The 14,498-nt window shown below is 41.8% G+C and carries 12 protein-coding genes, 2 pseudogenes and 1 other annotated feature; of the genes and pseudogenes, 11 read left to right on the forward strand and 3 right to left on the reverse strand.

Translation table 11 applies throughout. The annotated features are described in order from the left end of the window. The 3 genes from B2575_RS10145 to B2575_RS10155 form a co-directional block, all read left to right on the forward strand. A partial coding sequence (locus B2575_RS10145; protein WP_349681517.1) for a DUF6708 domain-containing protein occupies positions 1-794 on the forward strand: 794 nt, incomplete at its 5' end. 59 nt (positions 795-853) lie between these two features. Next, positions 854-2,008 (forward strand): DUF6708 domain-containing protein, encoded by a 1,155-nt coding sequence (locus B2575_RS10150; RefSeq protein ID WP_296241798.1) that lies wholly within the window; start codon positions 854-856, stop codon positions 2,006-2,008. A gap of 65 nt (positions 2,009-2,073) precedes the next feature. After that, entirely contained in the window at positions 2,074-3,159 is a 1,086-nt protein-coding gene (locus B2575_RS10155; RefSeq protein WP_296241800.1) for a DUF6708 domain-containing protein, read from the forward strand. 85 nt (positions 3,160-3,244) lie between these two features. On the opposite strand, the pseudogene B2575_RS10160 reads toward B2575_RS10155, so the two are convergent. From B2575_RS10160 to B2575_RS10170, 3 genes and pseudogenes are all read right to left on the reverse strand, one after another. Continuing rightward, positions 3,245-4,430, reverse strand: a pseudogene (locus B2575_RS10160) (IS3 family transposase). Next, positions 4,039-4,155, reverse strand: a sequence feature (AL1L pseudoknot). Its footprint overlaps the pseudogene before it by 117 nt. Continuing rightward, positions 4,405-5,442, reverse strand: coding sequence for a tyrosine-type recombinase/integrase (locus tag B2575_RS10165; protein WP_296241801.1), 1,038 nt, complete (start codon positions 5,440-5,442; stop codon positions 4,405-4,407). The pseudogene B2575_RS10160 and the gene B2575_RS10165 overlap by 26 nt, the downstream one beginning before the upstream one ends. Positions 5,443-5,968: 526 nt before the next feature. Further along, the gene (locus tag B2575_RS10170) at positions 5,969-7,237 is read right to left on the reverse strand and encodes a hypothetical protein (protein WP_296241806.1); all 1,269 of its coding nucleotides are present in this window, start codon (positions 7,235-7,237) and stop codon (positions 5,969-5,971) included. Between the two features lie 760 nt (positions 7,238-7,997). On the opposite strand from B2575_RS10170, the gene B2575_RS10175 reads away from it, so the two are divergent. The 8 genes and pseudogenes from B2575_RS10175 (at position 7,998) to B2575_RS10210 (ending at position 14,489) form a co-directional block, all read left to right on the forward strand. Next, a complete protein-coding gene (locus B2575_RS10175) occupies positions 7,998-8,861 on the forward strand; it encodes a YagK/YfjJ domain-containing protein (RefSeq protein WP_296241808.1) in 864 nt (287 codons plus the stop codon). Positions 8,862-8,978: 117 nt separating this feature from the next. Then, on the forward strand, positions 8,979-9,242 hold the full coding sequence (locus B2575_RS10180) for a hypothetical protein (RefSeq protein WP_179799099.1): 264 nt from the start codon (positions 8,979-8,981) through the stop codon (positions 9,240-9,242). 54 nt (positions 9,243-9,296) lie between these two features. Next, positions 9,297-10,290, forward strand: a pseudogene (locus B2575_RS10185) (DUF932 domain-containing protein). Positions 10,291-10,404: 114 nt separating this feature from the next. Beyond that, on the forward strand, positions 10,405-11,520 hold the full coding sequence (locus B2575_RS10190) for a YqaJ viral recombinase family protein (RefSeq protein WP_414707432.1): 1,116 nt from the start codon (positions 10,405-10,407) through the stop codon (positions 11,518-11,520). Positions 11,521-11,628: 108 nt separating this feature from the next. Further along, complete coding sequence (locus B2575_RS10195) at positions 11,629-12,546, forward strand: hydrolase or metal-binding protein (protein WP_296241810.1); 918 nt, start codon at positions 11,629-11,631, stop codon at positions 12,544-12,546. A 169-nt stretch (positions 12,547-12,715) separates the two neighbouring features. Then, positions 12,716-12,967, forward strand: coding sequence for a helix-turn-helix transcriptional regulator (locus tag B2575_RS10200; RefSeq protein WP_296241812.1), 252 nt, complete (start codon positions 12,716-12,718; stop codon positions 12,965-12,967). A 233-nt stretch (positions 12,968-13,200) separates the two neighbouring features. After that, entirely contained in the window at positions 13,201-13,707 is a 507-nt protein-coding gene (locus B2575_RS10205; RefSeq protein ID WP_296241814.1) for a spore coat protein U domain-containing protein, read from the forward strand. Positions 13,708-13,712: 5 nt separating this feature from the next. Beyond that, a complete protein-coding gene (locus B2575_RS10210; protein ID WP_296241815.1) occupies positions 13,713-14,489 on the forward strand; it encodes a fimbrial biogenesis chaperone in 777 nt (258 codons plus the stop codon). The last annotated feature ends 9 nt before the right edge of the window (positions 14,490-14,498 follow it).

The raw sequence follows: 14,498 nt of genomic DNA on the forward strand, positions 1-14,498 counted from the left end.
CGAAATTAGTTGACCACTACACATGGCATTATCCCATCCGCTTCAACCGTAAAACCCGTAAGGTCTACGTTCGTCAGTATAATCGCAAAGTAGAAGTATATAACTGGGATGACTTAACCTTTTTTATTGCTTATATCAATGAAGATAAAGACATCAGAGCGGTGACATTTGATAAAGACGGCGAAACCATTACCGGTATGTTTGCACTTGCCTTTCAAGATGAAGTTTTTGATAAAAGTTTAATCAGTTATTTTGAGTTTATCCGTCGTTATATGGAAGGCGATGACCAGCAACTAAAAGAAGTCAAAGAAGCAATACGTTACATCTACCCTATACATGAAAAGCGTGAAACCCCACTGATGTCATTTAAGCGTTTGATACTCAATGAGGTGCATCATGATCATGAGAACATGGAGTATCCAGAACGGACTTTTGAGTTTCATCCTGTGACCTTAGTGGTTCTACCTTTATTAGCATTGCGTTATGTTGGTCGTGTGATCTCCATGCTGACCAGCTACTGTCATCGGTTTAGCAAAGCTATTGAAGCGGAATGTCAGATTGATCCCAATGACCCTTATGATTTGAACAAACATTTACCAGAGGGCAATCTTGAGCAGCGCAATCAACCTATTTGGAAGACCATTGTCTATAGCGTAGGTATTATTATTGCTACTATTATCATGCTATTTGTCGGTGCATTTATTATAGACATGATAGGGGCAGCAAGACCACATGGTGACTATCCGAGTATGGTCGATAAGCTTTGGTATTTGATTGGTTTGGGGTGGCTATGACCACATGAGCATTTTCCACCTAACAGCGACTTTGACTCAAAAAATCAGGAACGCAATAAATGTTTATCGACCTTGCTGGACGTTCAAAAAATAAAACCTATAGCACTATAGGTCAACCTTATAAAAAGGAGTATGAGTTCTACCGCTTATATCAGCAACAGAATTACGGATTACCACTACGTCCACAGCGTACGGTAGTACTGTTCAACAGTACATATATGGAGTTAGTCGATAGATGGGAATCTGAACGCGGAGAAATAACACATATTCAAGGTATTGCATTTTTATTGGGAACTGTTGGCTGTGCTGTAGGAGTTTCTATTACTTTTTTAGTATATTCAGATGATGGATTAAGTCTTACTCTTTTAGGCATCTTTATTACTACAGTAATCTGTTTTGGAATACTCTGGTTTGTCATCCAATTACTAAGCCGCGAGCTATTTACCTATACTTATTTCCCAGTACGCTTTAACCGCAAAAACGGTAAAGTCTATGTTATTGGTGCGAATAAACAAGTGGAAACCTACGACTGGAACAAACTAAAGATCCATATGCAGAACGATATCAACGCTCCTTGGGATGTACGCTGTTGTGACGTAGATGACAGCGGCATTATTCAGCGCACCTTTAGCTTACCTTTTAGACATACCAGCCCGAATGAGTTTTTAAAACACCACTTTGCCTTTGTCAACGCTTATATGAACAGTAAGACTGACAAAGACATCAAACAAGTGGCGGACAGTATCAGACATGTCTTTCCCATTCATCGGCGCAAAGAGATCTTGCAAGAGAGTATTGAGCGCAGTCGCTTTGAGTATCATAGCAGATGGAAAGATATGGAATACCCTGAAACTAGCTTGAAAATCGATTTGCACTATCTAGCGTCCACGCCTTTTTGGTTACTAAAGTTATTGGGGCGTCGCTTAGCCGTATTCACCTGTACCACCCCGCATTTTCCTTTCGAGATACAAGCTGAGTGTGACATAGACCCCAAGGACAAGTTTGACTTAAATAAACACCCGCCCAATCCGCCAAGGCGAGAGTACAGCTTACTAGAAAAAGCGGGTATTGGCGTGCTACTTATCGTTGGTTCTATCATTGGCTTGTCTGTCTTTGCCTTGTTTATAGATATCATGGGCGCAGCAAGACCTCATGGCGATTATCCGAGCTTCTTTAAGATGCTGTGGGATGTATTGTTGTTGAAGTGGTTGTGAGTTTGATTATTGTCAGCTTATAGAAAATACTAAATGATCTAGCCACTGAGTATTAGATACTTTTTATGAATAATCTACCCACCTATAATACTCCTGATATCACTTTGCTACCACGACCTTATAGCGAGGGGGCAGATATTGAAAGTGATAACCCGAATATGCTCAACGTCGCTCGAGATGTTAAAAGTATTAACCCTAATGCCATGATCTTTCAAGATACGGGACGAAGCATGCTTGATGAAGGGGGGCTAGTATTGATTATTTGTTTATTAGTCATCTTTATAATTATGATACCGACGCTTTTAATTAACTTACTTTCAGAAGGGTTTTTCGGGGTGCTGATCTCACTCTTTCTCATCTTATTAGCTTTCATACTACCAATAGTAATGCTACGCAAGATGTTTAGGCTAAAGGATGATAATTCCCCTATAGATGCTTTTAATAGAATGGATCAGCTTGTTTTGCAATATGATATAACTGTTATAGAAAGCAAGCAGGAAGTTATATATCACGGTATTAATGAGCTACCTTATCAAGACATTCATGCCAGTGTCAAAAGCGTCAATATTGTCAGTGCAGGCGGTATGAGTAAAACCTACTTTTTACAGTTCAACTGGCTAGATGAGTCTCGTAACATCGTCAATCAACTGGTATCCTCTTTTCCAGCTACCTCAGACGTCTATGCTCGTGCGCAGTGGCAGTTCATCCGCAACTATATGGAAAAAGACGCCAATAGCCTACCGCCTATCATTCCCTTCGATCCGCCAAAGACCACTGAAGAGCACAAGCTCTATCTGTATGCCGACAGTATCTTACCCAGTTATGGCGTCACCCAAAACTTTAAAATAAAGCTATGGTACATCCCACTGCTGATACTACAAGCCTACGTTAAGCTTGGTGGTGGCTGGATACAGTCTAAAGGTAAAAACATCTTGAACGAGCCACAGTATCAGCACTTGCAATATCCAAGCGATCAGTTCAATCCATATCTTGATCCCAACATAGACCCGTATCGAACCAAAGTGATTAATAATCAAAGCAAGCGTTTTTTATGGCGCTGGCGTATTATTTGGATATTACATACGTTGTTAATATTGAGCATTATCTTCTTTTTTTATGCAATGAGTTGGGGCTGGCTTGATGAATACTAAAAAGAGTAAAACTACAAATACTCTATCTTTTCAAGACACCACAGATTGAACCGCCCCGAGTATATCGGAGAGTGATTTACTTGAGTCAGGCAGCGATGCCTGACAGGATTAAATTATCATAATACCGCTTTTCAAACTCAAAGGGTGACACATAACCAATCGTACTATGCAGTCGTGTTTTATTGAACCAATCTACCCACTCAAGGGTTGCCAGTTCAACATCGTTGACACCAGTCCAGTTCTGCTTTAAATAATGAATCACTTCAGACTTATAAAGCCCGTTAACCGTTTCAGCCAATGCGTTGTCGTATGAATCGCCTGTTGTACCCACAGAGGCGATAACTCCAGAGTCCTTCATTTTATCCGTGTAGCGAATGGATAAATACTGAACCCCTCGATCACTGTGATGAATGACATCTTTGGGACTGTTTCTATCTGTTATCGATTGATTTAAAGCGGCCATTACCATGTCTGTCTTCATGCGATTAGATACTTTCCAGCCCACAATGACGCGGGCAAACACATCAATGATAAAGGCGGTATAGACCCAGCCGCTGGTTGTCTTGATATAGGTAAAGTCCGCCACCCAGAGCTGATTAGGTTGACGTGCATTAAAGTTACGATTGACTAAGTCATCAGCACGCTTCTGGTCGTCACGGCTGTTGGTGGTAATCTTACCTTTACCGCGCCAAACGCCTTGTAAGCCATGCTGTCTCATTAAACGCTCTATGGTACAACGAACAACCTTTAACCCGTCAGCTTTCATTTGCTGTCCTGCCAAATACGTTTAATCTTGCTGAGATAATAGTCGTCATGCTGTCTGCGTAGTGAACGCTTGTGTGGGTTGTCGCTTAAGTCTTGAGCACGATAATAAGTTGACGGGGCAATCGGTAGGACTCTACAGATCAGCTCGACCCCATAACTACCTCTATAGTCATCAATGAAGTTGACCATTACTTGTGTGGGCGGCCGAGCTCCGCCTAGGCGAAAAAAGCCGCAGCCTTACGTAAGATCTCGTTGGCTTGCTTGAGCTCTCTGTTTTCGCGCTCAAGATCCTTAATACGCTGCTCTTGACTTTGAGCCTGAACATTTGCAGGAATAGTTTCATCGATGTGTTTTTTATACCATGATCGTAGGGTTTCAGGCGTACAGCCAATCTTAGGGGCAATGGCTTGGATAGCTGACCATGTGGAGGGATAGTCGTTTGCTGCTTCGATCAGCATACGAACGGCGCGTTCTTTAATCTCAGGAGTGTAGGTTTGTCTTTTCATTGTCGTATTCTCTCAGAATATTAAGTCTCCGACAATCCCGGGGCGGTTCAGTATGGCCATTAATCTTTTGCTGCTCACGCAATATAGCTATGGCTTGATCAGGTAAGGGAACAACCATATCCTTAACCATATTTACCTTACCTTGGCCTTTCAAAGGATTCAACTGCCATCTGCCAGTCTCTAGATTAAGCTCGTCCCATCTCATACGTCGCAAGTCACCATTACGAACAAAAAGTAATGCTAATAGCCTAAGGGAGTTGATTGTGTTCAAATCACTTTCTACTCTTTCAATGGCTCGTAGTAACTTGGCTAAGTCTGCTGGTTTAGTCACTGCTGGACGATGACCGTAACTAGATTTAGCTAATTGGCTTTTAATAAGCACCGCAGGATTGCTACTACAAAACCCACGAGCCCCAGCGTAAACAAATACGTCACTAGCGATACCCGCACAGCGTTCAGCTTTATCGGTAGGCTTACCATCTTTATTTAAAGAATTGGCTTGGATGTCTAAAAGCACTTCAAGCATTCTAGGTGAGTCAATCTCGCTAATAGGCTCATTGCCAATGTAAGAGCAGATAAGCTCTAAGCGACCGTTCTTACGAATTAACGTATTACCTTTTTGACTCTGTTCAAGAGTAGCGAAGTATTCCCAAGCAAAGTGATTAAAAGAGTTTTTAGTTTTACTAATAAGACTTTGTTTTATTTCTTCACGATACTCTTTTGGATCAAGGCCTTTAGTAATAAAGTCTTCATTCTCTCGCCAAATATCACAGGCACGAGCAAACGAGACATTTGGATAAACGCCAAGGGAAAGTCTTCGGTTTTTTGAGTAAGTAGGGGATAGGTAGCGATATAACCAAGATTTGGTACTGTTTGGTCTAACCATTAGATATAGCTTGGGACATCCTATGACAGGAACCAAGTATTCTTTGTCTTCAGCTTTATGACTACTGATGCTCCTATCGGAGCTGATGGGTTTACGCTGTTCCATGACTGATACCCCGATGTACATTTAAAAACCGGTGTACATGACAGTGTACATCAGATGCAGGGATTGGGATAGATACGGTAGGACAGTATAAGACGTCAGATACAACAAAGCCCCTGATATCAGAGGCTTTAGTTATTCTATAAGATAGTATAGAACTATGTAATGGTACCCGGAGCCGGAACGGTGCTTTATAGGTAAAGTATTGATTAATAAAGATAAATACCATAATATATAATTCGGTATACTTGGTAGTATACTTAACGTTTCATTTTCGCTTTTTATAGTAATGTGTTAACTGAAATACATTATTTTTAAAACGTAGTGCAAGTTTGTAGTCTTTCAGACAGCACCAAGATTGACTGAAAAATCATTGCCTGATCAGACGAAAGCATCGCTATCAGACATGGATAGTTATGCTTTAATAAAATCGTTAACAGGCAAGGAGTTAAGCGCTGAAGATATACAGCAATGAACTGGTAAAGAATATATTAGCAATGGCTAAATTCGTTGAGTTGTTCGGTTTCTATAGGCTGATCTAAGATTTAATTTAGTGCTGTTTTTTCTTGAAATTCAACAAGGCTGCTGCCTGGTTTTTTTGATTCGCTTTCTTCTTTAACCTTCTATCCATAATAATCTTTGGCTCGACAGGCTCGACAGGCTGCTGTTTATTAACTCTTCTTCCACTAATATGTTTATCTATCTCCGATAACTGATTGTCGTCTTCCAAGTTAACGCTCTTAATTATTGCTTCAGCAGTTTTTTTAGGAGTGGCATTCAGCTTCGTAGATAAGGCGTTTAGAGCAGAGTATGTTTCTTTATTAAGGGTAAGGCTGCGATTATCTTTAGCGTCCGACTTATCTTTCCTAGATATACGTGATGCACGCGCTTTTTGTAACAAACTAATGATTTCATCAGCCCCAAGTTTTGAAAAATCTTTTCTCTCCTTTGTACTCTGATGAACGCGTTCATTTTCACTGTTATGCTGAACTAATTTAGTTTGACCTACTGCTTTTTGATAGCTATATGGGCGTAGTAAAGACTCATCAACCTTACTGTTTTGGTATTTATATTCTTGTATATTCAAAGAAGCTTTAATTAATTCGAGCTTATCTTTTTTATTATTTGGTGTGAACGTACCAACAAGCACCTGTATTTTGTCATCGTCAAATCTTGCAAGGATACTATCGATTTCATCCTCAGACAATTTATTAAGCCAATTTAACTTATGATCACTAATACGGTTTGCAACATATCTTGTTCGATAAATATTGAATAAAGATTGACTGTTAACATATAAAAGCGTCCCAGATTTGTCTATCAGCCCCCTAATGTCCGCAGCTGTATTACCTCTTAGACTGCATCCGTAAATGTCCAAGACATGTATTAGTCGGTTTGTAAATTCAGCCTTAGAAGTAGATTTTACAAGATCCAAAAGTAATGACTTGTCTCCATATTTGTCTGCGTTAATAAAGTATCCTAGCCATAGTGCAGCTCGTAACTCAGTATTAATCCATAACAAATCGTTATCATTGATGACTACTCTATACGCATTGACCCCTATCTTTTGAGCGGTTTCTGATGGATTTTCTTGTTTAATCAAAGCTTCCATCAAGGCTTGGTGGACCATGGTTTTATCTGGAAGATCGAATATTCCAAGAGCCACAACAATCTCATTTTTCTCATAATAAACCAAAGAATAGTAGAAAACGTATGCTTGTCTTACTGTAAGATTTTTGATCAAGTTTTCCCACAATGGATGGCCTACATATATATTCTCGTAGAAACTTTTGATGATTTTATTGTGATTATTCATCATAAAAAACCTATTAATTTAGTAGTAATGGCGTAAAAAACTCGTATGAATATCTAATTAAAATACAGCTTAATTCGTAATAAAAACGTAGAGATATATAGTGGGAAGTAGTCTATTATCATGGTGTAGACTGCCAAATACAGTCCATTTCATAAATATGTATTATATAGTTAACTAATTTTATTAGTATAGCAAGCAATCTTGAGATAGCTATTGAATTTTCAAAAACGAAATTCAAATGTCGCCACGATCTTTTTTGTTTTTTCAGTTTTATAGCATTAGCTCATCAACTAATCGAAAGAGCTTTCAAAGACTATCGGTAGATATGGCCATTAGTCATCGTTCTTATCAGTTGATAACATCAATTTTGATCCTACCGAAAATGAGTAAGGATAAGCCAAATTTTTCTACTGAAAAAACAAACCTGCTGTTAACAATTCTTTTTTTGAGCACTCTATCTATAACTTTTTGTTTTGAATATGAATAAATCAATCTTAAGCTAACTCCATCCTTTCCAATTCTCTCAAAATCCTCGCCTCACTCGCATCCAAACGCTACACACAAAAAAAGCACACTGCGCTGTGGCGCAATCTGCTTAGTAGGGTATATATATTATGAGATAATACTAGAGACTCATCAGTTAGAAATTACACTCATCATAGATGGTTATGTACACCAAACCCAATGGAGCATAATCATGTCAAAATCACTTATCAATCAATCTTACCTTACAAATCACATCGACAAACTAGTCAGAGATATCTTGTCTTCCTCTGTAACCTTCGATGACATCGGAAGTCGACTGAATGAGCTGTATTTGCCATTCATAGAAAGCTGCGATGATTACTTGTGTTACTCAAAGCCTATCCAAGCTTTTGTCTCTGGTACTAAAGGTATCGTCGGAGACTCCTACCCATGCAATGTCATTTGGAGTCAAGATAATATTCAAAGACTGATCGATTCTATTTCGTGCTATAGGCAAGATGTGATTGACGAAGACAATGCTTGGCAGTTTCAGGAAAAACAGAATAGAAATACTCTTGAGTCTTATGCCAGATGCCAGCTAAATCACTACTCAAAATCATTGGTTGTCCGTGTCGATTTAATGTACACGCAAGACCATCGTGAGCTCGTTACTATTTATATGTTCAACAATCATATGAAAAAGCTGAGAGAGCTTATCAGTAACAAGAAATCGTGCTTCAAATATTTACAAGGATATGCCTGGGCTTTAGAACAAGGTGGTAAGTATGGTGGGTTTCATTGTCACTTACTGCTCATATATGACGGGGCAAGACGTGAGGGCGACTGCGCTTTAGCTATAGAGATTAGTAAGAAGTGGAAGGCTATAACAGAAGGGCTTGGTGCTTATTACAACTGTAATAGCAATAAACATAAGAAAAAGCACCAAGTGAAAGACGAGTTCGGTAATGATCGATTAGGCGTCGGTATGATCCATCGTAATAACCTACGTCAGATTGAAAATGCGGTTTACTCAGCGTTGTATTTAACCAAGCTTGACAAGAAAGATCAGCAATTAAAAGTATGGCTCCCTAATATGCGTACCTTCGGTCATGGCACCTACCGTACAAAGAAGCGTCGAGGTTTACCGCCCATAACAAACTAATTTCAAATACATACTACATTCATGAGATCGAGCATTAGCGTCTTAATGCTCATCCTTACTCAACATCAAAGGCCTGCCTCGTGCAGGTCTTTTTTATGCGCGCAATAAGGAGCCCTTATGAAACCAGTATGTCCACGCTGTCAGTCGTCCACTGTTTATGTGATGACTGATAGTAACGAGCTGTTATCACCCGCTGCACTGATTGGTCTTGGTGTCAGTCTATGCAAATCATTCAAAGTCCATCCTATGATCGGTGTGGTTGCAGGTACTGCGATTGCAGCCGTCATCGAGCTTGCAGAGCCTCATAGCACTTTACCGATGCTCATCAATAAGCAGCATCGCTGTGATGACTGTACGCACGTTTTTTCAACCCTCAACTAATGAATAAACGCATTACTCAATGCATTTAACTTATCAATAAAAAGGAAATGAATCATGGCACATTTAATCGAAAATATGGCTTATGTCGGCGATACCCCGTGGCACGGTCTCGGCAGTCAGCTACCAAAGAATCAGCCTATTGAAGTCTGGGCTCGTGAGGCTGGTATGGATTGGCGTATCGAATCCTCAGACGTCAGCTACATGGCAAGCAATGAAAAAGGCCAAAGCCTTATCATGCCCTTCGACAGCAATAAGGTCCTGTACCGCAGCGATAACCTAGAACCATTATCAGTGGTCAGTCAACGCTACCAAGAAGTACAGCCACGTGAAATTCTAGAGTTCTATCGTGATCTTACTGAACAATCACACTTTGAGCTTGAGACGGCAGGGGTATTAAAGGGTGGTCGTAAGATGTGGGCACTCGCTCGTACAGGTCAGTCTATGACTCTCAAAGGCGGTGATGTCAGTAACGGCTATCTGCTACTAGCAACCGCTTGCGATGGCACGCTTGCGACCACTGCACAGTTCACTAATATTCGTGTGGTGTGTAATAACACCTTAGCGATTAGCCTCGCTGACGGCAGCGGCGGCGTGGTGAAAGTACCGCACAGCACCTCCTTTGATGCGGACAAGGTCAAGCAGCAATTAGGCGTCTCCGTTAAGCAGTGGAATGAGCATACGTATGAGATGAAGCAGTTAACCCAGCGCCGTGTTACTCAGGCAGAAGCGGCAAACTATATGAACCGTGTCTTCAATGATCAGGACAATGACATCATTCTGTTTAATAGTGCTAAGAAGGAAAAGGATGCGGTGCCCAATGCCCGTGCCATGAATCAGGTGATGAACATGTTTAACGGNNCAAGGTCGCGGTGCAGATTTGGATTCAGCGCGTGATACCGCTTATGGGCTGCTGTCAGCAATGACAGAGTATGTGGACCATGAGCGCCGTGCTATGTCGACAGATCATAGGCTCGATTCAGCATGGTTCGGTGCAGGCGCTAAGCTCAAAGACAAAAGCTTAGAGGAAGCCTTTGCACTGATTGCCTAAAGACGCTTAGTACACGCAACGATTAAACCACGCCTAAGCGCGTGGTTTTTTTATGCCGTTTGTTTGTCAGTAATCAGTAATCAACCAATACTCAACTTAACGAAGGAATTTACCATGAACATGATCGCATTAAATACCAACACTCAGCCAAGACAGGTTAAGCGTGCCACCGCTAAGGTAAAAGCTAAGCACAGCATCGAAGATATGCCAACGCTTAAGGTTCAAAATAAAACCGTTAAACCTTCCGCTAGTCAAGCAGCCACTGCTAAGCGTTTGGTTAATACCAAAGACTTAAGCCGTGAGGACTGGTTACAAGTACGCAAGCAAGGCATTGGCAGCTCTGATGCTGCTGCCGCTTGTGGTATCCATCCGTACCTATCCATGCTTGAGCTATGGATGATTAAGACCGGACGCATGGAAACAAGCATTGATGAAGGCTTAGAGGGCTACTCACCACTGTATTGGGGCAATACCTTGGAGCCGATGGTGGCGAAATACTATCAAGAACATACCGGCAATAAGGTGCGCCGCGTGAATGCTATCTTGCAGCACCCTGATCCTGACAAAGCCTTTATGCTTGCCAATTTAGACTATGCAATTACTGGTAGTGACGAGGTACAAATACTAGAGTGTAAAACTGCTGGGGAGCATGGTGCTAAGCTTTGGAAGCATGGCGTGCCGTTATACGTCACCTGCCAAGTACAGCATCAATTGGCAGTCACAGGTAAAACTGCGGCGCACATCTGCGTGCTGCTTTGTGGTCATGAAGCCAAGATATACAAGGTTGAGCGTGACGAGCGCTTGATTTCATCCATCGTGGAGCATGAGCGTCTGTTCTGGCAGTACGTAGAAACCGACACACCGCCAACGCCTGATCATTCTGAATCCGCAGCTCGGGCATTAAAACAGCTGTATCCAGTGCCTAAGCCTTCAAGCAAGATTGATCTGCGTGATGACGATGGTGCCAATAAGTTGTTTGAGCAGTTGCTGAGCTACCGTGATTACATGCAAGAGTTAGAGCAGCGCCATGATCAGGTGAAGCACCAGCTGCAAAGCTTAATTGCCGATAATGAGGTGGCCGTGTTCGAGAAAGGGGCTGTTTCATGGAAGCGCTCGAAAGACAGTGTCGATCTTGATAGTAAGGCTGTCATTAAAGCCCATCCTGAGCTATTAGCTAAATTCAGTAAAACCCGTCAAGGCAGCAGACGCTTTGTTGTCTTAAACGATTAAGCCGCTATCTATTCAATCAACACACACAAACCAAATCTAGCGCATAACCGCCCACCTATCACAGGTGGGCTTTTTTATGGCTAAACAAAACACACAAGGAATATCACCATGATTAAAGGTCTAACCATAACCCCGCCTGTACTTGGTCGTATCAGCATTGGACGTGTCATTGTAAAAGATGGCAAGCGTCTGCCTGCTAAAGACGATCAGTTCACCATTACCAGTCAAATCCAGAATAAGGATGGCTGGATCAACCACCCACTCGATGAAAGGCTACGTGCAAAGAGTGACGGTAAGCTGCGGCAAATACCCGTGCGTATGTTGTTTAACGATCCGATGCTTAACTTGCGAGCAGAATACACGATGTTCGATCGGCAAACTGGACGCCCACTATGCGTGGGTGATGGTGAGCAATGTCAGCGCCGCACAAGCAATGGCGTTGAGCAACTGCCTTGTCCATCCCCTGACCGCTGTCCACTGGCGCAAGGCGGTGATTGTAAGCCTTACGGTCGTCTGTACGTCAATCTTTCTGAGGACGATGAGCTGGGTACGTTTATCTTTCGCACGACTGGCTTTAATAGTATTAGGACGCTTTCGGCACGCTTAAGCTACTTTGCTGCGGTATCAGGTAATAAGCTGTCATGTCTACCACTGCAATTAACCTTAAGGGGTAAAAGTACGACACAAAGCTATCGTACGCCGATTTACTTTGTGGATTTAACGCTGCGTGATGGGGTGACGCTCAAAGATGCGGTGTCTAATGCACAGTCAATTGATAGTGAGCTTAGCGAACACGGCTTTGATCAAGCAGCATTAGAGGCAGCGGCAAAGCTTGGCTATGTGAACTCAGCCTTTGAGATTGATAATGATGAGGCGTTTGCAGTGGTGGAAGAGTTCTATCCGGTCGAAACAGGCGATTCTGGTCAACATCAAGATGCGCATGGGCAATTGAGTCATGGTTTAGCCGATCATGACATGACTAGTATTGAGCAGGGATTACGGCAAAGCGTGACGGCGGTGAGCTAATCAATCTAACACACGCACACGGCATAAAAAGGAGCTGAATGATTCAGCCCCTTTTTTTATTAGCTGCGTCAAAAGCTAACTATCGGACGGCATGGGATGCAGTAAAAAATTATAGGACTCGGTAAGTATATGAGGGGAGATGCTCTCATTCACTTATAAGGAGCAAGTCATGGAAAACTTGAATGCAACACAACCAGTAGTCGAGCAATGCAATCATATACCCCAACTACTGAGTATCAAAGATGTTGGTCACTATACCGGTCTTAGTCGTTCTACAATTTACGAGATGGTCAACGAAAAATCTGATCGTTACGACCCAACGTTTCCTAAGAAGGTTCAACTGACACAGGTGAGGGTAGTGTGGGTAGCGAGCGAGATTGCAGAATGGATTAATACTAAGATAGATAAGCGTTCAGCTTAAGCTCATGAAACCGCTTTAACTCTACGAGTGGGGCGGTTTATTTTTTTAGTATTTTTTAAACTTTTAAAAATCAGTTTGAAAAATTTACCGATAATCTATCTATAATGCCGTTCATCGGAATATAATTGCTTAAATGTATTGATCATGTAATATCCTTATCAGTAGAAAAATGTTGGTTTTTTTATAATATATCACTGATATATCAATTGTTGTAAGATAACTGGAGTATTACCATGCAATTTAATAAATCCCTAATGACTGCTGCACTACTTGCTGTTAGTTCTTTAGCTGTTGTATCTGCAAATGCTGCAACTGCAACGCCTGCAACGTTTGACGTTAAGCTAGAAGTTCTTGCTATGTGTAATATTACAGCAGGTGCTGCTTCAGACATCGATCTTGGTACCGTTAATGATGGATCAGTGAAAACTGGTAACAATACAATCGCCGTAGCATGTAGCTCTGGTACACCTTATAACGTTGGTTTGACATCAAGCACAAGCGAGACTGACGGTACTAGGACTTTAACAGGACCTGGAACTGCTATTGGTTATGTGTTGACACAAACCGCTGGTGCAGCTGGTACACCTTGGGGTGATACTGTTGGTACAAATACTCTTGCTGCTACCGGTAATGGTGTGACTGCTGCTAATACTCATACTGTATATGCTACGACTACAACTTCTACCGACGTTGCTCCTGGTACTTATGATGATACCGTTACTGTAAATGTAACTTACTAGTATTTATGTTAAGTCTCTGGCTACGCCGTGTTGCGATACACGGTATTTTCTCTGGTTTGCTGTTATCTAGTGGTGTGGCAATGGCGAGTGGCCTGCAGGTCTCTCCCATTTCCCTAAGCTTACAAGCCAAAGAAAATGCCAGTGGACTGACGCTGAGTAATACTGGTGACAATGAGGTACATGCGCAAGTGCGTGTGTACCAATGGTCTCAGGATGAAAAGGGCGATCAGCTCACCGCATCACGAGGATTATTGGCCAGTCCGCCAATGATTAAACTACAACCGGGTGAAAAACAACTCATTCGAATTATCCGTGCATCTGCTCCACCAAGTGGCATCGGCGCCGTAGAAAATAGCTATCGACTATCGATTGATGAGCTGCCTATAAAATCTGCCGAACAAAAAAGTGGCTTACAATTTGCGCTGAGCTACTCACTACCTGTGTTTGTAAATCCGGTTGGGATTACTGAAACTAATCCGAAGTTGCAATGGAGCTATAGTTTACAACCAGATAGCTTGCAAAAAAATGGCAAGCAGATGAATTTACGCGTCAGCAATAGCGGAAATGGTCATGCCCAATTGGCTGATCTGGGCGTTATAGATACTGCTGGTAATAATATTAATATACATCAGGGTTTGCTAGGGTATGTTTTGCCAGGCGCCACCATGAATTGGACGCTGAAAATACCGCCCTCCGCACTGATGACAAGCGGTAAATTCAAGGTAATGATTAATGGAACTCAGACTACACAAAACATCACATTGGACGGTACCACTCGCTAAAGTACTTTT

The sequence above is a fragment of the Psychrobacter sp. UBA6739 genome (genome assembly GCF_002453835.1).
Classification (GTDB): domain Bacteria; phylum Pseudomonadota; class Gammaproteobacteria; order Pseudomonadales; family Moraxellaceae; genus Psychrobacter; species Psychrobacter immobilis_A.